Annotated in this window: 16 protein-coding genes; 10 read left to right on the top strand and 6 right to left on the bottom strand. The window is 55.3% G+C overall.

The genetic code is table 11. The features are described 5' to 3' along the window. Window positions 1-111 precede the first annotated feature (111 nt). Window positions 112-651: an RNHCP domain-containing protein gene (locus tag ACKPCT_RS22110; RefSeq protein WP_139229283.1), complete on the bottom strand. Its 540-nt coding sequence runs from the start codon at window positions 649-651 to the stop codon at window positions 112-114. A gap of 525 nt (window positions 652-1,176) precedes the next feature. On the opposite strand from ACKPCT_RS22110, the gene ACKPCT_RS22105 reads away from it, so the two are divergent. Further along, entirely contained in the window at window positions 1,177-2,292 is a 1,116-nt protein-coding gene (locus ACKPCT_RS22105; RefSeq protein WP_090073515.1) for an NADH:flavin oxidoreductase, read from the top strand. Window positions 2,293-2,373: 81 nt separating this feature from the next. Here ACKPCT_RS22105 and mnmA read toward each other — a convergent pair whose 3' ends face one another. Next, entirely contained in the window at window positions 2,374-3,552 is a 1,179-nt protein-coding gene (mnmA, locus tag ACKPCT_RS22100; protein ID WP_090073400.1) for a tRNA 2-thiouridine(34) synthase MnmA, read from the bottom strand. Between the two features lie 307 nt (window positions 3,553-3,859). Between mnmA and ACKPCT_RS22095 the strand changes: the two genes are divergently transcribed. From ACKPCT_RS22095 to flhA, 9 genes are all read left to right on the top strand, one after another. Beyond that, the gene (locus ACKPCT_RS22095) at window positions 3,860-6,472 is read left to right on the top strand and encodes a flagellar hook-length control protein FliK (protein ID WP_319567990.1); all 2,613 of its coding nucleotides are present in this window, start codon (window positions 3,860-3,862) and stop codon (window positions 6,470-6,472) included. 22 nt (window positions 6,473-6,494) lie between these two features. Further along, a complete protein-coding gene (locus ACKPCT_RS22090) occupies window positions 6,495-7,166 on the top strand; it encodes a flagellar hook assembly protein FlgD (protein ID WP_319567989.1) in 672 nt (223 codons plus the stop codon). 266 nt (window positions 7,167-7,432) lie between these two features. After that, window positions 7,433-7,705 (top strand): CtrA inhibitor SciP, encoded by a 273-nt coding sequence (sciP, locus tag ACKPCT_RS22085; RefSeq protein ID WP_090073395.1) that lies wholly within the window; start codon window positions 7,433-7,435, stop codon window positions 7,703-7,705. Between the two features lie 315 nt (window positions 7,706-8,020). Then, a complete protein-coding gene (gene fliF, locus ACKPCT_RS22080; protein ID WP_319567988.1) occupies window positions 8,021-9,703 on the top strand; it encodes a flagellar basal-body MS-ring/collar protein FliF in 1,683 nt (560 codons plus the stop codon). Between the two features lie 8 nt (window positions 9,704-9,711). Continuing rightward, window positions 9,712-10,773, top strand: a complete 1,062-nt coding sequence (fliG, locus tag ACKPCT_RS22075; protein WP_090073393.1) for a flagellar motor switch protein FliG — start codon at window positions 9,712-9,714, stop codon at window positions 10,771-10,773. A 109-nt stretch (window positions 10,774-10,882) separates the two neighbouring features. Next, window positions 10,883-11,851, top strand: a complete 969-nt coding sequence (locus ACKPCT_RS22070; RefSeq protein ID WP_319567987.1) for a FliH/SctL family protein — start codon at window positions 10,883-10,885, stop codon at window positions 11,849-11,851. Then, the gene (gene fliN, locus ACKPCT_RS22065) at window positions 11,848-12,189 is read left to right on the top strand and encodes a flagellar motor switch protein FliN (protein ID WP_090073389.1); all 342 of its coding nucleotides are present in this window, start codon (window positions 11,848-11,850) and stop codon (window positions 12,187-12,189) included. The genes ACKPCT_RS22070 and fliN overlap by 4 nt, the downstream gene beginning before the upstream one ends. A gap of 14 nt (window positions 12,190-12,203) precedes the next feature. Continuing rightward, window positions 12,204-13,577, top strand: a complete 1,374-nt coding sequence (flbD, locus tag ACKPCT_RS22060; RefSeq protein WP_319567986.1) for a sigma-54-dependent transcriptional regulator FlbD — start codon at window positions 12,204-12,206, stop codon at window positions 13,575-13,577. A 78-nt stretch (window positions 13,578-13,655) separates the two neighbouring features. After that, window positions 13,656-15,821 (top strand): flagellar biosynthesis protein FlhA, encoded by a 2,166-nt coding sequence (gene flhA / locus ACKPCT_RS22055; protein ID WP_280141773.1) that lies wholly within the window; start codon window positions 13,656-13,658, stop codon window positions 15,819-15,821. Window positions 15,822-15,918: 97 nt separating this feature from the next. On the opposite strand, the gene ACKPCT_RS22050 is transcribed toward flhA, so the two are convergent. From ACKPCT_RS22050 to fliI, 4 genes are all read right to left on the bottom strand, one after another. Then, window positions 15,919-16,353, bottom strand: a complete 435-nt coding sequence (locus ACKPCT_RS22050; RefSeq protein WP_090073383.1) for a paraquat-inducible protein A — start codon at window positions 16,351-16,353, stop codon at window positions 15,919-15,921. Between the two features lie 84 nt (window positions 16,354-16,437). Beyond that, the gene (gene hemG / locus ACKPCT_RS22045) at window positions 16,438-16,974 is read right to left on the bottom strand and encodes a menaquinone-dependent protoporphyrinogen IX dehydrogenase (protein WP_090073381.1); all 537 of its coding nucleotides are present in this window, start codon (window positions 16,972-16,974) and stop codon (window positions 16,438-16,440) included. Between the two features lie 210 nt (window positions 16,975-17,184). Further along, window positions 17,185-17,598 carry a flagellar export protein FliJ gene (fliJ, locus tag ACKPCT_RS22040; protein ID WP_090073380.1) on the bottom strand — a complete coding sequence of 138 codons (414 nt, stop codon included), beginning with the start codon at window positions 17,596-17,598 and terminating at the stop codon, window positions 17,185-17,187. Window positions 17,599-17,611: 13 nt separating this feature from the next. Next, window positions 17,612-18,952 carry a flagellar protein export ATPase FliI gene (fliI, locus tag ACKPCT_RS22035; RefSeq protein WP_319567985.1) on the bottom strand — a complete coding sequence of 447 codons (1,341 nt, stop codon included), beginning with the start codon at window positions 18,950-18,952 and terminating at the stop codon, window positions 17,612-17,614. Window positions 18,953-19,015: the final 63 nt, after the last annotated feature.

Raw genomic sequence — 19,015 nt, 5'->3', positions numbered from 1 at the left:
CACGACAAAAAGGCCGGTTTCCCGGCCTTTTTCTTTGGTCTGCTCCGATACCATTGATCGGTTTGACAGACGGGCAACGCATTGGTCTATCCTCCACGCTGCCCATCCAACTCATGGCGACCATCTCTTGCCGAATAGAGCTATGTGAAGAAGCTCCTCATCATGGCTGTCCAGCAGCCGGATACCGGCTTCATTTATAAGACGCCGCTGCCTCTGGTCCATGATCAGGGACTGTTCAAACAGCGCAAGGATCAACTCACAGCAATCATCAGCCGCTATGCGGTTGATATTCACCGTGCCACAGCCGGTGCACAGGTGAACGATCATGATATCGCCTCCCCGCTCCCGGCCATATTTGTCAAAGCCATTATGCTTGCAGGTCAAGCCAACCGGTTCCATGCGTGCCCGACATAAGGAGGCACGGTTGCCCGGTTTGGTGTCGACATGCAGGGAATGCAAACAATGGGGGCAATGGTTGCGATGAACCGTGCCCATGTCAGAGGTCAGAAAAACCATCTGCTTGCAGTGCGCGCATCGAAATTCCCTGTCCGAGTTCTGCCACCGTTTGGTCTTGTGTTGTCTTTTCTTGCGATAGGGGGTGTCATCGGTGCGGAAGCTGCTCCGCCCGTGGTTTTTTTTGTCGTAAAACATGAGGTCTTGCCAAACATCTTGGAATAGATGATTGGGCAGGACAAAATCTCGACCGAATGTTTGGAAGTTGGAGATTTTGCTGCCAGCCAGATCGACCTGGTATGACAGCAGCAAGCTTTAGGAGCGGCTGATCAACGCACAGGACGACCGTTCCGCATCTGCTTGATGAAAGCCGATGCGGCGCTGGTTACATTCTCTGATGCGGAATAGCGCGACAAAAAACACCCCTTTTTGGTTGGTTTCGCGGCTTCATACAGCCGGAGAGAGAAAAGAGCAACCATCCGCACTACCATGCATGCCAGATCTTGTGGCTTGTTGCAAAAAAGGCGCATGCGAAATACCTCTATCAACACCCTACCCTCAGTGGACGCCTCATGGCAGGATGGCTCGCCGCGAAAACAGAACGCCCATCAGACCACCTATTGAAACCGGCCATACAGTGAATACCTTATGGAAGAAGTAAGGTTTCCCGTTGCCCTTTTCCTCCCGCAACGCCTTTCAAACCCCACAGACAGTTATGATACGATGACAGATATTGATACAAGCAGCCTGTTTCGCCCCTTCTCTATGGGCTCCCTCAATCTCAAAAACCGCATCGTCATGGCCCCCATGACCCGCAATTTTGCCCCAGAGGGCGTCCCCAACGAGAAGAATGCGGAATATTATCGCCGCCGAGCTGAAGGAGAAGTGGGCCTCATCCTTTCCGAAGGCACCGTGATCGACCGCCCGGCCTCTCGCAATCAGCCTCATATTCCTTTTTTCCACGGCAAAGACGCCCTGGCCGGTTGGCAGAAGGTGATAGACGCTGTTCATGATGCTGGCGGCGCGATGGGCCCGCAGATCTGGCACACGGGCTCTACCCGCAGTGGTGATTGGGATCCCGGTGCACCGGTGGAAAGCCCTTCAGGGCTGGTTGGCCCGGGAGATCCGCGCGGCAACACCATGAGCGATGCCGATATCGCCGACACCATTGCCGCTTATGCTGCCTCAGCCAAAAGTGCCAAGGATCTTGGCTTCGACGTGGCAGAGCTACACGGCGCCCACGGCTATCTCATTGACCAGTTCTTCTGGGAAGGCACCAACAAGCGCACCGATGCATGGGGTGGCGATAGCCTCTTGGATCGCTCCCGCTTCGCGCTAGAAGTCGTCAAAGCTTGTCGCGCGGCGATTGGCCCTGCTTTCCCGCTGATACTGCGTATCAGCCAGTGGAAGCAACAGGATTATACAGCCAAGCTGGCCAAAAGTCCGGCAGAGATGGAAAGCTGGCTGACCGCTTTGGCTGACGCTGGTGTCGACATATTCCATTGCTCTCAGCGCCGTTTCTGGGAACCGGAATTCCCCGATGCGGATGGCGAAGACGGTCTCAACTTTGCTGGCTGGGCCAAGAAGCTTACCGGAAAGCCAACCATCAGCGTCGGCTCAGTCGGCCTCAGCACTGACTTCCTGTCGTCCTTTGGCGGGGAAGATGCCACCATGACGGGCCTTGAAAAGCTGATCGGGCGCATGGAACGCGACGAATTCGACCTCATTGCCGTTGGACGGGCGCTCATCAGCGATGCCGCTTGGGCGGCGAAAGTGCGCACCAATCGCATCGACGCAATCAGCTCCTTCGAGCGCGCCCATCTGGCAACGTTGGCCTGAGGCAGGCACATTCCAAAGCAAGCAAACAAAAAGGCCGGTCCCATCAGGACCGGCCTTTTTTGATTTCAGATACCCAAAGCCCTACTCGGCGGCAGAAACGCCAATCGTTTCAGGAATGGCCAGCTCGGTTACGGTGCGATCAATCCAGCCGCCGCCCCAAAGCTGAGCTTCCTTGGCAAGGCCTTCATAGAAGACGCATGCCTGCCCCGGCGCAACCCCTTCTTCGCCATCGAGCAGTTCAACTTCGAACTCACCGTTGGGCAGAGCATAGAGCAAAGCTTCCTTGGGCGGACGGGTTGAGCGCACCTTGGCATAGATTTCAAGCCCGCTTTCGGGGAATTCGGCAAAGGTCTGTAGACCGAGCCAGTTGACATCGCGCAGCTTCAGCCGACGGGTAACCAGCGCTTCGCGCGGTCCGACAAGCACATGCTTCTGCTCCGGATCAAGCTTGACCACATAGAGCGGTCCGCCCCCATAGGAAACCCCAAGGCCGCGACGCTGACCGACGGTGTAATGAATGATCCCCTTGTGATCACCCAGCACCGTGCCATCGATATGCACGATCTTGCCTGGCTCGGCCGCCCCCGGATGCAGGCGTTCGATAATGTCGGTATATTTGCCCGTTGGCACGAAACAGATATCCTGACTGTCCTTCTTGTCCGCAACCACAAGCCCCAGCTCATGAGCGAGCTGGCGGGCTTCCGGCTTGGACATGCCGCCCAGCGGAAAGCGCAGGAAGTCGATCTGTTCCTGAGTGGTGGCAAACAGGAAATAGGTCTGGTCACGATCCTCATCGGAAGGGCGGAACAGCACCCGGCGGTTGCCCACCATCTTGGACGAAATATAGTGGCCGGTCGCCATGCAGTCGGCCCCGAACTCTTTGGCTGCTTCCAGAAGATCCTCGAATTTGACCGTCTGGTTGCAGGTCACGCACGGAACAGGCGTTTCGCCCGCCAGATAGCTTTCTGCAAAGCGATCAATCACCGCTTCCTTGAAGCGGCTTTCATAATCGAGCACATAATGGGGAATACCCAGATGTTCAGCCACGCGGCGCGCGTCCTGAATATCGGTTCCAGCGCAGCAGGCGCCAACACGGTGCATGGCCTTGCCATGATCATATAGCTGCATGGTCACGCCGATGACATCATAGCCCTGATGTTTCAAGAGCGCTGCAGTGACGGACGAGTCAACGCCGCCAGACATGGCAACAACAACACGGGTGTCTTCGGGGCGACCAGGCAAATCGAGACTGTTTAGCATCAATCGATCTTTCTCTTTTCCATTCGGCAGCAAGCTCTGGTCCTGCTTGTTGAGCTGCCGACACTAGTTTTAGCCCTTATATAGCGTCTTTTGGTCTGTTGAAAAGTATAAACTGGAAAAGACTGCAGATGCCACCCGGCATTTTTTGCCATAACCCGGCAAGTTTAGCCCCGATCTGTTGGGACACCCCCATCCAAAAAACCTTTCAGAATCGCACAAACAAGCCATTTTGGGCTCATTTCACCCCAGAAACAATTTGGCACAATTCTTGAATACATAGTTTCGTCAGTGTGTAGTGAGGTTGGTAATGGCTTCCCAGTATTCTTCAATTATGAACATGATTCCCGCTCCCAACGCCAAAAGTGCGTTCGGATCGCAAAGCAATTCGGGAAGCAAATCCAGCAGCACCTCAATCAGCTCTTCGGATGGCCTGTCTTCTTTTCAGAAACAGTTGAACGCAGAAAGAGCCAGAGGCGAGACCAGTACCCGACAAACGAACGATGCAGGCCAGAATGCCGCCTCCAAGGCTCCCGCCGCGACCGAGGCTCAAAACAAATCCAGTCAAAAAGCCGCTGCCAAGGCAGCTGCTGAAGAGAGCGCGGTTGCCAGCGCACAGCAAAAAGCCAACGGCAAGACAGCCAGCGATGATCGCACAGCTGCTGTAGATGAAACAGCCAGTGGCGGCAAAAGCTCAGACAAAAAGCCCGAAGCATCAGGCGATAGCAGCGCCGCTGCAAACTATGAGGTTCAATCTCCGCAGGACATCCTGCTGGCTGCCTCGGGCGCCCCTGCCGCAGCAGCTGGCGTGAGCAGCTCTGCTTCTGGGAATAGCACGGATGGAGTGGATGCCCTATCACGCCCCGCCGGTCCTTCAGCCACCCCGATGACGGGCGAAGCAGCTTCTGCCCAGCAGAATGTCGCGCAATCTGGCGGCCAAACGGCAAGCCAGTCGACAGGTCAGATGGCAGGTCAGATAGCCGGTCAGATGGCAGGTCAGGCAGCCGTATCAAATCAGACGCAAGGCGTAGCGGGATTGGCAGCAACCCCTGAAGCAGCAGGAACGACCGGACAGACGGCCGCGTCTGTGGCTGGCGAGACAGCATCGACAAGCAACAGCGCGGTCTCCAATAGAACACAAGCCGCTCGGACACCGTTGCTTGAGGGTGTGGAAGCAGGCGCGGCAAAGCCTGTAGATGGCCATGGCGCAAGCCCTGCAACGCAAACCACTTCCGGCTATGAAAGGGCCGTGAATGGCAATGGGCAGGTAGCCCAAACCAACTCTCAGTCTCAGGCAAATGCTCAAGCAGGACAGACCAACGCCGAGGCCAGTGCTGCGCAACAGGCCAGCGCTACAGCCTCTCAAGCTTCAGTGGCAGGAGGCATCCAAGGCTCTAACGCAGAAGATGCCGCCCAAAAGCCTGTATCACCCCAGCCTTCCGCTCAGTCCCAATCGACTGAAGCGCCAGATTCCGCTCGTCCAAATGCAAGTACCGGTCGCTCTGACGCAGCGACGCTGTCAGCACAGACAGTGAGCGGTAACGCCGCCGAAAGCCAGGCTGTGGCGAACAACGATAATCTTGCAACCTCAGGCGCAGCCAAAGACGCAGCCAACCAGTCAGCGAGCACCGCAGCAAATTCGGTAGCCGCCAAAGCCGATGGCACAAACGCAGCCAATCAGGCAGTGATCGATGGTACCCGAAGCAGCCAAGCCGCCGCATCGTCCCCTCAAACGGATGCCGAGCAGACATTGCCCGAGGTCGCTACGGCGATAAAGTCAGCGGATGGCAAGATCGTCACGGAAAAAGCCTCGCAAGGCTCCCAGACAGCCCAGAATGCTTCTGGAGTACCCACCGAGACATTCAATGCTGATGGTAAAGACGCAAAAGCCGTCAACGCCCAATCTGCCGATCAGACCAAGGCAACCGCCAAGACTGCAGAAGCCGCAGCCCTTGCTGCAGCAGCCAAGTCCGATGATGGGGCGCAGGACACGCAACAGAGCGCAAAACAAGCCGTTGCCGATCCGGCCAACACTCAGCAGCCCCAGATGGCAGCCACCTCTGAAGCTGGCCAGCAGGTCAACAAGGTTCAGGGCCGCGTTGAAGGAGCTCCACAACCAGCCAACGCCAATGCTGCTGCACCTGCCGCCAACCAGCCCAACAGTGTGGCAAGCACAGCCGACGCTCAGAACCAGACGGCCAATCAGGATGGCAACACATCTGAGGCCGATGCCAGCGCATCAAAATCCGAAGAGTCCAAGAATGCAGCCCGCAACGCGCCAAAGGGTGATGCCTTCTCAAAGATGATGGCTATGGCGGATGACAACTCCGTGCTGGCCAGCAACACGACCAACTCGTCAGATGTGGCCGGTTCATCAATCGCCGCAGCCAGTGCTTCGGTGCGCCTTACCGGCATGCACGGCATGATGACGGCAGGTCACACGCCGCAACAGATGAGCCTCGCCAACGCCAATGCGCTTGCCGTGGAAATCTCCAAATTCGTCAAGAAGGGAGAGACCCGCTTTGAAATCCGCCTCGATCCGGCAGATCTGGGCAAGATCGATGTGCGCATGACAATCGGCAATGATGGCAAAACCCATGCCCATCTGATCGTCGAACGGCCTGAGACACTGGACATGCTGTCCCGCGACCAGCGCTTTCTGGAACGCAGCCTGCAACAGAGCGGCCTGAACCTTCAGGATAAGGGTGGTCTGGAATATTCCCTGATGGATCAGGGCAATCAGGGGCAACAGGGCGGCCAGATGGCCGGGCAGGACCAGTCGGGGCAGGAGCCGAACTACTATTCCGACAGAGCCTCCTCGTCCGACCCTGTAGCGGACGGCGCTGCCTCTTCGCTTCAACAAGCCCAGCAACGCGCCGCACAGAATTATGCCGCGACGAGCGGCCTCAATTTGGTAATCTGACCCCGGTTTTGGAGTTTAGACGATGACCTCGATTGGATCGATCACATCGCAAGCCGTCACAAGCGCATCAGCGGACAGCTCGAGTCTCATTCAGAATTATGAGACTTTCCTGACTGTCCTGACGACGCAAATACAGCATCAAGACCCCATGGATCCGATGGATTCCAGCCAGTTCACCCAGCAGCTCGTGCAGTTTTCCGGCGTGGAACAGCAGATCAAGTCCAACGAACAGTTGGAAAATCTCGCCTCCATGATGACGTCGTCCAATGCGCTTGGTGTGCTCAATTTCGTCGGCACCACAGTCAAGGTCGATGGCTCCCAGAGCTATCTCAATGATTTTGGCAGCACGAGCTACAGCTTCAGCTCGGATGCAGCCGGAACGGCAGACATTTCCATCCGTACATTGGATGGCAACACCGTTTATACTACCAATGATGTGAACATTACCGAGGGCGAGCAAACCTTCACCTGGAACGGCACCGACAATTCCGGAAACCGCCTACCCAAGGGCACTTATGTCATCCACTTCGATACCGCCAACGAAGACGGTGACACCGAAGTGACGATTGATACGGATACGGTGGGCGTCGTCTCAGATGTCGATCTCTCATCCAGTGTGCCCATGTTGATGGTCAATGGACAGGCCATTCAGACATCGCAGATCAAGTCCGTTGGCATTGATCCCGACGCTTAAAAGACGCCAGACGAGCGCAATCTCCCCCTGTTTGACATGATTGCAATGTGCACGAAGCCGGGCCTTGGGCCCGGCGCGTTAACCATATTGCAACAAACTCGAATTCCGCAAAACATCGTCCAAAAGCCAGCGATCCCTGTCGTTTTGCAAGGACTGCTTCATATTGATAAAAACTATTACTAAAATCTATCCAGTGGCTTAGCTCTTTTTTAAAGGCATTGTCCTATTCTCAACTTCGATGAGGTCAGGTTGAGTGTGAGAGTACAATGACCGATCAAATACGTGCTAGAGTAAAATACGTCATCGGCCCTGATGGGAGTCCTTTGACTGTGGCTGATCTTCCTCCTGCCAATACCAGGCGTTGGGTTATCAGGCGCAAAGCGGAAGTTGTTGCTGCCGTTCGCGGTGGCCTGCTAAGCCTCGAAGAGGCTTGCCAGAAATATACCCTGACAGTTGAGGAATTCCTCAGTTGGCAGAGTTCCATCGATCAGCATGGACTGGCAGGTTTGAGAGCGACGCGGGTTCAACAGTATCGCTAGACATTTGCAGAGAGGGCTTCCTCTCTGTAGTGCATAAGAAAAGGTCGAGGGCTTTGTCCTCGGCCTTTTTTCTTTATTCTGCATCCTCGCCGCTTGACCAGGCTGCATTTGCCTTGAAATTCTAATCAGCACAATCACTTACAAGCACGACGCAAGCTGCTGCAACAGACGGCATCTATCAACATCCCACAGAAAATTCAGACATATACAGACAATTTCTCAGGAAATTTCCGTTAATTAACCCTTGCATAATGGGCCGTTAACCATTCGTTAACCAAACCCTTAACATGTTGTTAACTATCTCCTAGGAAAATATTGCCTAGTGATTTGGTACATCTCTGGAACGACAAGGCAACTGGTGTGAACGGTCTATTCGAATTTTTCAAAACGCTTGGCCCTGCCCGTCTGGCCGCTATGGGCGTGGTGACGGCTGTCTTGATCGGATTTTTCGCATTCATCATGATGCGGGTGACCGAACCTACGCTTTCCCCGCTTTATACAGACCTGTCCTTTGATGACTCCATTCAGATCACCAAACTGCTCGAAGCTCAAAATATCAAACATGAAATCCGCGACGAAGGCGCTGTCATCCTAGCACCAAAGGAAGACATCCTGAAGCTGCGCATGCAGTTGGCTGAGAGCGGTCTGCCAACGGGCGGCAATGTCGGCTATGAGATCTTTGACAAAAGCGAAACTCTGGGCACCACGAGTTTTGTGCAGAATGTCAACCATCTTCGGGCTCTTGAGGGCGAGCTTTCCCGCTCCATTCGGACCATTCGCAACGTTCGTCAAGCGCGTGTTCATCTGGTCATTCCCAAAGACCAGCTTTTCAAACGCGACCAGAAGGAACCGACCGCATCCATCGCCGTCAAGCTGCAAGGCAATCTGAACACAGTACAGATTCAGGCCATCCAACATCTGGTTGGCTCGGCCGTTGAAGGTTTGAATCCGGAGAACGTGACCATCGTTGACGAGCGCGGCCGCCTTTTGGCATCCGGTCGCGGCAATGACGAAGGTTATCTTGCCGCTCATATGGAAGAACGTCAGGTGCAGATGGAAAGCCGTCTGCGCGATCAGGTGGATGACATCGTCTCCTCCGTCGTCGGCCAGGGCCGCGCCCGCATTGAAGTCTCCGCAGAGATGAACTTCAACAAGGTGACCGAAACCTCCGACATGTATGATCCGGACGGACAGGTCGTACGCTCCACCCAGACCCGCACAGAGAATGCCAATAGCCAGGATCGTGAAGTTGGTGGCGTGACAGTCGGCAATGAATTGCCAGATGCGAATGCCGATGAAAATCCCGCTGGCACACAAGAAAATTCAGCCACCACAGAAGAGCTGATCAACTACGAGATTTCGCGCAAGACGACCACTGAAGTCGTACAGGGCGGACGCATCGAACGCCTGTCGGTCGCAGTGCTCGTGGACGGCACATACGAGAGAAACGAGAATGGTGAACTGGTCTATTCTCCAAGGAGCCCAGAACAGCTTGAACAGATCGCAACCCTCGTTCGTTCTGCCGTTGGCTATGACCAGACACGTGGTGACCGGGTTGAGGTGATCAACCTGCAATTCGCCGAAGGACCGCAAACGATCTTCGACGATACAGGCGATGAACTCTTTGCGTTTACCAAAGATGATTACATGCGCTTTACGGAACTCGGAGTCATGTTCATTATGACTCTACTCGTACTGCTCATGGTCGTCCGTCCGCTGATGAAACGCATGTTCGAAAAAGCAGACGAACAGAAAGACGACCTGGACGTCATCATCGGCCCGGATGGGGTAGCGATGATCCGAAGTGAAACAGGGGAATTGATCCCCGCGCCACTAAGAGAAGATGATCCGAAGCATCCGACCATGGAAGCCATCGAGCTGGCTCAGCTCCAGGGCGCTTTGCAGTCCGACACACTGGTCAAAGTTGGTGACCTCGTAAAAGAAAACCCAGAAGAAGCTGCCAAGATTATCCGTCTTTGGCTGCAAGACGCAGCGTGAGGTAAGCAATGCCGGCAACAGCCCTAACAAACATGGCAAACGCAAATGCGTCCGTGTCAACAGAACACGAAGAACGCGAGCTGAATGGCGCGGAAAAGGCTTCTATCATTCTGCTTGCGCTCGGAGATGAGCACGGCGGGCCAATCTGGAGTCGTCTTGATGATATCGAAATCAAACAGGTGTCCATTTCCATGTCGAAGCTGGGCGGCATTACGCCCAACATGCTAGACAATCTGATCATTGAATTCGTCTCGCGCCTATCCTCCAAGGGGGCCGTTACGGGCAACTTCGATTCAACCGAACGCCTGCTTGCGTCCTTCCTGCCTGAAGAGCGCGTGAACGCCATCATGGAAGAAATTCGCGGTCCAGCCGGTCGCAACATGTGGGAGAAATTGTCCAACGTTCAGGAGAATGTGCTCGCAAACTATCTCAAGAACGAATATCCGCAGACCGTCGCGGTGGTGCTGTCCAAAATCAAGTCCGATCATGCCGCAAAAGTGCTTTCCATCATGCCGGAAGATTTCGGCCTGGAAGTCATCAACCGCATGCTGTCAATGGAAGCTGTGCAGAAGGAAGTGCTGGAGAAAGTCGAACAGACCCTGCGCGTGGAATTCATGTCGAACCTGTCGACCACCCAACGCCGCGATGCACACGAGGTAATGGCCGACATCTTCAACAATTTCGACCGCCAGACCGAAGCACGCCTGTTGGCTGCTCTGGAAGAAGAAAACCGCGAGTCGGCGGAAAAGATCAAGCAGCTGATGTTCACCTTCGAAGATCTCAGCAAGCTGGATTCCACCGGCGTTCAGTCGCTGCTGCAGAATATCGAGAAGGACATTCTGGCCCTTGCCCTCAAGGGTGCCAACGAAACCATCAGAACCCTGTTCATGGACAACATGTCCCAGCGCGCTGGTGCCATGTTGCAGGAAGACATGGAAGGTATGGGTCCTGTTCGTCTGCGCGACGTCGACGAAGCGCAAGGCGCAATGGTCAACATGGCCAAGGATCTGGCCGCGCGCGGCGAAATCATGATCGCCAAAGGCAATGGTGAAGACGAGTTGGTCTACTAGGCCGCCCTTCTCGCTTAAAATAAAGCAAACCGGATCGGCATGGCGCCCCGCTTTGCAGAGAGACAACCGAAACCGCCGACAAACAGAAACGGCAAATTGGAACCAAAGAATGGCACAGGCAGCTCGTTATCTCTTCGATCTGGATTTTTCGGCCCCGCCGGAACCGGAAGTAGAGGAACAGATCGAGGAAATTCCGCCCGAACCGATGATCACGGTTGCCGAGCATGAGCGCCTGCTTGCCGAAGCGAAAGCCCAGGCCTTTGCCGAAGGGGAAGCCAAGGCCCGCGAAGATCGCGAGCAACTGGCAAGCGAGCAGAATTTGGCACTGGAAAAGCAGATCATCGAAGAAATTTCGATGGTCTACACCGAGGTCGGCCTGTTGATGCAACGTCTGGAGCGCGATGCGAGCAATCTGGCTTTCGCCTTCGCCTCCCGCTTTGCCGAACGGCTTGTTGCGCAGGAACCCAAAGGGGAAATCATGGGGCTTTTGAACCAGATTCTAGCCCCCTTGCGCAAAACGCCGCACATCTCGATCCGGCTTAATGATGCTGTTGCCGACGACATCAAGGTGGCGGTTGATGAGCAGATGGCCGAACTCGGCTTCACCGGCAAGCTGACCATTCTGCCCGATCCGGTTGTCATGCCCGGTGACTGCGAAGTTGAATGGGTCGATGGTGGCATTGGCAGAAACCTGCGTGCCGCCGTGCGTCAGGTCGAGCAACTGCTCGAAGACCATTTCTCTCATGTGCCCGAAGACCCGGAGCAGGATGAGGACGAAGACGACACGCCCGCAGAGGACGCCACGGCAAGCGACACTGAAGAGGCTGAAGAGAAGAACGAAGCATCGGCAGATGCAGAAGACCAAGAGACTGCGACAGCGGCGAACCCGACAGACAGCGAACAATCAGGCGCCCCTGTCAGCGAACTGGACCCGAATAGCCAGGAGTTGACACAACCCGCCGACGCCATGTCGGGTTCGCCAGCTGAAAGCACAGAGGCTGCACTCGATCAAGAGGTCATCAACATTGACACTGACACCGATGCAGCTCCCCCCACCGCAAAGGGAGAAAATGAATGAGCGATAATGAAGAAAATGAAGGCCTCACTTTGCAGGAACAAAACGCCAAGGCAATCGCCGATGCTGGCGCTGCAGAGGATGCAAACCAAAAGAACGCAGCCGATCTGGAAGCGGTCTTCGATGTTCCCGTGCAGGTTTCCGCCATTCTGGGGCGCGCCAAGATGCCCGTGAGCGACCTGCTCGAACTCGATGTCGGCAATGTGCTTGAGCTCGACCGCAAGGTCGGTGAAGCCGTCGATATCTATGTCAATTCACGCCTCGTTGCCCGTGGCGAAGTCGTACTCGTCGAGGAGAAGCTCGGCGTGACCATGACTGAAATCATCAAATCTGAAAAATAGGTTGGAAGAAAACGATGCGCCTGCTTATTACCGGTACCCTGAATGGCCAGCTTTCCCAGGCAACCAAAATTGCTCTGGACCGTGGAGCTCAGGTTTCCCACGCTGAAACCGCGCAAATGGCCGTAAGCCACCTGCGCGCTGGACGCGGTGCGGATTTGATGATGATCGACGTGAAACTCGACATCGCCAGCCTGATCCGGTCTCTGGAAGAGGAGCATATTACCATTCCGGTGATTGCCTGCGGCGTTGAAAATGATGCCCGCGCGGCAGTCAGCGCCATTCGGGCCGGTGCAAAGGAATATATTCCTCTTCCACCAGATCCGGAAATCATCGCTGCTGTTCTGGAAGCTGTTTCCAAGGATCAGGGCGATCTGATCCATCGTGATCCGGCCATGAACAATGTGGTACAGCTGGCCAACCAGATTGCCCCAAGCGACGCATCGGTCCTCATCACTGGTGAGAGCGGCACAGGTAAGGAAGTTCTTGCCCGCCACCTGCACCAGCATTCCCGCCGGGCAACAAAACCTTTTGTCTCTGTCAACTGTGCGGCCATTCCGGACAACCTCCTGGAATCCGAACTGTTCGGCCATGAAAAGGGCGCTTTCACCGGCGCAGTTGCCCGTCGTATCGGTAAGTTTGAAGAAGCAAATGGCGGCACCCTGCTGCTGGACGAGATTTCAGAAATGGATATCCGCCTGCAGGCAAAATTGCTGCGTGCCATTCAGGAACGTGTCATTGACCGGGTCGGCGGCACCAAGCCTGTACCGGTGGACATCCGCATTCTGGCGACCTCGAACCGCAATCTGTCAGACGAAGTACGTGCGGGCACCTTCCGCGAAGACCTTCTCTTCCGCCTCAACGTGATCAATCTGCAGATCCCGCCGCTGCGCGAACGCCCGCAGGATATCGATCTGCTGGCCGCTCATTTCGCGGACAAATATGCGCAAGCCAACGGCCTGCCCCAGCGCAAGCTGAGCACCGAATGCCACCGCCATTTGCACGCCAACAATTGGCCGGGCAACGTGCGTGAGCTGGAAAACACCATCCATCGCGCCGTGCTTCTGGCAACGGGCGTGGAAATCGGAGCCGAAGCCCTACGCATGCCGGACGGCAGCCGCATGGATGACACCATCATCGGCATGGCCAGCGGACCGGCGGCACAAGCCGTTATCGCAGCCGAAGGTGTGACCCGCACGCTTGTTGGCCGCACCGTTGCTGAAGTGGAGCAGGACCTCATTCTGGATACGCTGGATCATTGCCTTGGCAACCGCACCCATGCGGCCAACATTTTGGGCATCTCCATCCGCACCCTGCGCAACAAGCTCAAGCAATATTCCGACGAGGGTGTCGACATCCCTCAGCCGGGCGAAGCCAGACAAGCGGGATAAGTGTCAAACTCCCGTTTGGAATTGCCGAGAATCAAGAGATAAATGCATAGACTATCCTTCGTGTGATGGACCCTCAAAATGAGTGATGCAGACGCAACAATGACGGCGGAACCAGCGAGCGCCACAGAAGCTCCGGCAGCCGACGGCCCTCGGGGACCGTCTCCGCTCGACCAGTTGGGCAATGTCATTACCTTCCTCAGGCAAGGTGATCTAGGGCTCGCCATCGGCGTCATGACCATTCTCGTGGTCATGATCCTGCCGTTGCCGTCTGCCTTCATGGATATGTTTCTGGCAATCTCCATCATCTTTTCCGTGCTCATTCTAATGACCTCGCTGTTCATCCGGGCCCCGCTGGAATTCTCGTCTTTCCCGACGATCCTGCTGGTCTCCACGATGTTGCGACTGGCGCTGAACCTTGCGTCCACCCGCCTCATTCTGGCCTATGGCCATGAAGGCCCCGGCGCGGCGGGCAATGTCATTCAGGCCTTCGGCAGTTTCGTGACCCGCGGCAACTTTGTCATCGGTGTCATCGTCTTTGCCATTCTGGTGACGGTGAACTTCGTGGTTATCACCAAGGGTTCTGGCCGTATCGCAGAGGTCGCCGCCCGTTTCACCCTCGATGCCATGCCCGGCAAGCAGATGGCCATTGATGCGGACCTTTCCGCAGGGCTCATCAATGAGGAAGAAGCCAAGACGCGCCGTAAGGACCTGTCTGACGAAAGCACCTTCTTCGGCGCCATGGACGGTGCCAGCAAGTTCGTGCGTGGTGACGCCATCGCCGGTCTCATCATCACCTTCATCAACGTGCTCGGCGGCATCATCATCGGCGTTGCTCAGATGGACATGGCCTTCACCGATGCGGCCCAGTCCTACACCCTGCTGACCATCGGCGACGGACTGGTTTCCCAGATTCCGGCGCTGATTGTCTCCACTGCTGCCGGTATTCTAGTCTCCAAGGCCGGTGTAAGTGGGTCTGCAGACAAGGCACTGGTCAATCAGCTTTCGGGCTATCCCAAAGCGCTGGGCATGTCATCGGCAGTGATGGTCGTCATGGCCTTCCTGCCCGGCATGCCGATCATCCCCTTCCTCACCCTTGGCGTTGGTGCAGGCTACCTTTCCTACAAGGCCAGCCAGAAGCACAAGCAACAGGCCCTCAAGGAAGTGATCGAGAAGAAGCAGCAAGAACTGAAGGAAGCCGAGCCTCCAAAGGAAGAGCCGATCAGTGAAGTGCTGAAAATGGACGAATTACGCCTCGAGCTCGGCTATGGCCTGATCAGCATGGCCAATGGCAATGCGTCTCAGGCACTCACTGACCAGATCAAAGCCCTGCGTCGACAGCTGGCCTCCGAAATGGGCTTCATCATGCCTGCGGTACGCATCATGGACAATGTCCAGCTGCAGGCCAATGATTATGTCCTCAAGGTCAAGGAAGTCGAAGTCGGGCGCGGCGTCGTCTATCCGAACCAGTTCATGACCATGGACCCGACCGGTGCCGATATCTCCCTGCCGGGCATCAAGACGCAGGAACCGACCTTCGGCCTGCCTGCAGTCTGGATTGACGGCTCCTTGCGTGAAGAGGCTGCGATTCTCGGCTTGACGGTTGTCGATCCGGCCACGGTCATTTCCACCCATCTGACAGAGATCATCAAGGCCAACATGGGCGAGCTGCTCTCCTATGCGGTCGTACAAGGTCTGCTGGACGAATTGCCTGCCGAGCAGAAAAAGCTTATCGACGACATCGTTCCCGGTCAGATCACCATCTCCGGCATTCAGCGCGTGCTTCAGTCCCTGCTGGCCGAGCGGATTTCCATCCGCGATCTGTCGGCAATTCTGGAAGGCGTCGCCGATGCCTCGGGCTTCACCCGCTCTATCCAGACCATGACCGAACATGTGCGTCGCCGTTTGTCTTTGCAGATTTGCGCTGCCAACCAAGCCCCCGGAGGCTATTTGCCCATCCTGACCCTTTCCCCCAAATGGGAACGGGAATTCAGCAACGCGCTCATTGGTGAAGGCGATGAGAAGCAGCTGGCAATGGCGCCTAGCAAATTGCAAGAGTTCGTAGGCCTCGTGCGCGATGGCTATGAAGATGCAGCACAGGTAGGGGAAATTCCGGTGCTGTTAACCTCTCCAGCCATCCGGCCCTATGTCCGCTCCATCATCGAACGCTTCCGGGCTCACACCACGGTTCTGAGCCAGAATGAGGTCCATACGCGGGTCCGTCTTAAGACTGTTGGGTCAATTTGACACAGCGGGCTAAAATGGATAATCAAGGCTGCGGCTTTTTGCGAAAGGGCCACTTAACAAAAGGCCGCAAAAAGTAACCATTGGGGCCTTTTGACGGCTATTTCCGGACCATCACAGAGGCGATCACAGAGGCCAGCGTGGCCGCACCATAGAACCAGATTCCGGGCATCGCCGAGGCCGTTGCAAGGCCACTGGTCTTGGCTGAAAAGATGACTAGGGCCACGAGCAGCACGTCCATCATGGACCATTTGCTCACCACGGAAAGCACGGCCAGCGAACGGGATCTTTTGCCCCTGTAAACGGCAACATGCAGCAGCAAGATCTTGGTTGCGGGCAGAAGCACCGAAAAGGCCAGAATCACCAGTGCCAGAATCCGCTCGTCCTGCTCCCAGAGCCCTGCAATGATGGTTCTGAGCGATGGGGTTTCTGTAAAGAAAAGCAGCTTGTCGAGAGAAACCAGCGGCAATGTGAGGCCCAAGCCGAAAGAAAAGGCAGCGATCGCCAGCAGGATTGGCAGAAGGAAAGATCTCACAAACAGGCTCCCGACATCAAGAAACTGAACACATGAAGCTTTAAACGCGCGAAATGCACCCGAGGCTCCTGCACTCAAATTCCCTTATACAAGCTGGGAGATCTCTTCGGCCAGCTCTTTTACCTGATCCCAGTCTGTAAACTCGACCGTCACGCTCGGATCGGTCGGCCCCTTGGTGATCCGCATAATCAGCTGGATCATGAAGCGATCAAAAAAGCGATAGCTGGGATAATCAAGTTTTCCGGCGATGGCCCGCACGATTCGCGGTTCAAGCGGATGGCGCTTGAGCCATTTCTGCAAATAGACGCTATGCTCGATGGTCCGCTTATGTGGTTTGCGGGCCGTAAGATTGACCGACAGCATGACAAGCGGTTTCTTGCACAGCTTATCCCCATATGTCGAAAGAAAGCGCTCCGCAGGCTTGAGATGGAAGCCATAACGGATTGCTGCAAGCACAATCACCAGATCAGCCTCCTCGATATCAGAGGCTGACACAGCAGTGTCCCTGAGATCAAACAGAGTGACCCGATGGGCTGAACTGGTAAGATGACTGGAAAGCGTGTGGGCGATTTTGTTCGTCTGGCCATCCTGGCTAACGAAGAAAAGAGCGATTTTTGCCATTAGAAAACTGCTGCTTATGTGATCAATGCAGCAACAGCTTTACCCGATATCCCGGCAAGAGACCACCGCTCGAAAGGCCCATATGTGACAAAGTCACAAATAGGGTTCGGATTTGCCAATGGATGGTGGCAAATCCGAAAAGGAGTATACAAGAGCGCACGAGCCCGACAGAAAGCGGGCCCAAAGCTCCTGAAACCAGATTCGTCAGGACTAGTGCCCGCGGCGATGGCCAATCATCGCAAAATCATCAAGTTCATCCTGCTCGGCCTGATCTCTGGCGGCCTGCTCACGATGATGATCGCGCTCTTCAAGCATTTCGACCTTTTTCATCTCAGCGACAGCTTCACGCAGTTGGTCCTGCGCCCGTTCCAGCTGTTCGTTGAGGTCATCGATCGAAACCTGAAGGTTTTCCTTGCGTTGAATAGCAGCTTTCGCAAAGGTTGGATAAGCAAAGTGAGCGATATCACTGATGCCGGCCTTTTCCTCCTCGAACGCAATTTGCGCATCAAGATCACGGATCATGCCTTCGAACTCAGTGACCATCAGTTCAATCTGCCCGACCTGACGACGTTTCTCATCGACTTGAAACCGTTTCAGGCGAATAAGACTTTCACGCGACTTCATTACTCAATACTCCTTAAAGCCCCGAATTACCCGTTGCGGTCTGCGTTCCCAAAATGGACTGTAACGCTTGGTATCCCTCTTCGATGCTGGTGGCCTCCCCCTTATTTTGCGTCAGGAAGGTTTCCAGTGGTTCATGAAGAGCGATAGCCAAATCCACATTTGGATCGCTTCCCTGTTTATAGGCTCCCAACCGGATCAACTCTTCCATATCCGAATAGGTCGCCATAAATTGCCGAGCCTTGAGCACATCAGGCCAGAAGGCCGGATCGGCAGCCTTGGGGAGAGTACGCGAAACAGATTTCAAAATGTTTATCGCCGGGTACCTTCCCCTCTCAGCAATGGCCCTTTCCATAACGATATGTCCATCCAGAATACCACGAACAGCATCCGCTACGGGCTCATTGTGATTATCACCTTCCACCAAAACAGTAAAAAGACCTGTAACGGCACCCTCATTTTTTTCGCCAGGCCCCGCTCTTTCCAACAATTTGGGCAATTCTGCAAAAACTGTGGGGGTATATCCCTTGGAAGTCGGGGGTTCACCGGCCGCCAGACCGATTTCGCGCTGTGCCTGGGCAAAGCGTGTCACCGAATCCATCATGCAGAGAACCTGTTTGCCCTGTTTGCGGAAAAACTCGGAAAGAGCCAGCGTCAGATAGGCCGCTTGTCTGCGCATCAACGCCATTTCATCTGACGTGGCAACCACAACGATCGAGCGTTTGAGGCCCTCTTCGCCCAGATCATCCTCGACAAATTCCTGCACCTCACGTCCACGTTCACCGATCAGGCCGATAATATTGACCTCGGAACTGGCATTGCGTGCCAACATCGAGAGCAAAACCGACTTACCAACACCCGAGCCGGCAAAGATACCCATGCGCTGGCCCTCACAAAGCGTGACAAAGGTGTTGAGTGCCCGCACCCCAAGATCCATAGGGCCACCTACGCGCATGCGCTTGTGCGCAGCTGGAGGCTTTCCGCGCAGGGATACGGTGTCATGCCCGCGCCCCAAAGGCCCCTTGCCATCAATCGGCTCGCCAAAGGCATTGATCATGCGCCCCAGCCAGTCTTTCGTCGGACGCACGACCGCTGGCCCATGCAACTCTGCCCGGCTACCCAGGCGAATCCCATCCAACTCCGAATAGGGCAGACAGAGAGCCCGATCTGAGGAAAACCCCACCACTTCACATTTGATCGGCTCGCGTCCATCCACATGGATATGCAACATGGAGCCCACGCTCATTTCGAAGAGCGGCCCCACCACTTCCACCAGATGGCCCTGAATCGACGCAACCCGGCCAAAGGAATGCCGCGGGTTTATGTCCTCCAGTTTACTGATCAGTTCCTGTACCATTGCCAAGCCTTTAATAATTCTTTTCCATGGTAATGATTCGTTTACCCGATTGGTTAATTATTA

Source organism: Cohaesibacter marisflavi (genome assembly GCF_963665895.2).
GTDB classification, from domain to species: Bacteria; Pseudomonadota; Alphaproteobacteria; order Rhizobiales; family Cohaesibacteraceae; genus Cohaesibacter; species Cohaesibacter marisflavi.
This window is presented reverse-complemented; position numbering and strand designations above follow the sequence as displayed.

Coding starts and splice junctions, on each gene's coding strand:
- fliG (WP_090073393.1), top strand. CDS start 9,712: ATGCCGGCAACAGCCCTAACAAACATGGCAAACGCAAATGCGTCCGTG.
- ACKPCT_RS22090 (WP_319567989.1), top strand. CDS start 6,495: ATGACCTCGATTGGATCGATCACATCGCAAGCCGTCACAAGCGCATCA.
- ACKPCT_RS22105 (WP_090073515.1), top strand. CDS start 1,177: ATGACAGATATTGATACAAGCAGCCTGTTTCGCCCCTTCTCTATGGGC.
- flbD (WP_319567986.1), top strand. CDS start 12,204: ATGCGCCTGCTTATTACCGGTACCCTGAATGGCCAGCTTTCCCAGGCA.
- flhA (WP_280141773.1), top strand. CDS start 13,656: ATGAGTGATGCAGACGCAACAATGACGGCGGAACCAGCGAGCGCCACA.
- ACKPCT_RS22070 (WP_319567987.1), top strand. CDS start 10,883: ATGGCACAGGCAGCTCGTTATCTCTTCGATCTGGATTTTTCGGCCCCG.
- fliN (WP_090073389.1), top strand. CDS start 11,848: ATGAGCGATAATGAAGAAAATGAAGGCCTCACTTTGCAGGAACAAAAC.
- ACKPCT_RS22095 (WP_319567990.1), top strand. CDS start 3,860: ATGGCTTCCCAGTATTCTTCAATTATGAACATGATTCCCGCTCCCAAC.
- fliI (WP_319567985.1), bottom strand. CDS start 18,952: ATGGTACAGGAACTGATCAGTAAACTGGAGGACATAAACCCGCGGCAT.
- sciP (WP_090073395.1), top strand. CDS start 7,433: ATGACCGATCAAATACGTGCTAGAGTAAAATACGTCATCGGCCCTGAT.
- hemG (WP_090073381.1), bottom strand. CDS start 16,974: ATGGCAAAAATCGCTCTTTTCTTCGTTAGCCAGGATGGCCAGACGAAC.
- mnmA (WP_090073400.1), bottom strand. CDS start 3,552: ATGCTAAACAGTCTCGATTTGCCTGGTCGCCCCGAAGACACCCGTGTT.
- ACKPCT_RS22110 (WP_139229283.1), bottom strand. CDS start 651: ATGTTTTACGACAAAAAAAACCACGGGCGGAGCAGCTTCCGCACCGAT.
- fliJ (WP_090073380.1), bottom strand. CDS start 17,598: ATGAAGTCGCGTGAAAGTCTTATTCGCCTGAAACGGTTTCAAGTCGAT.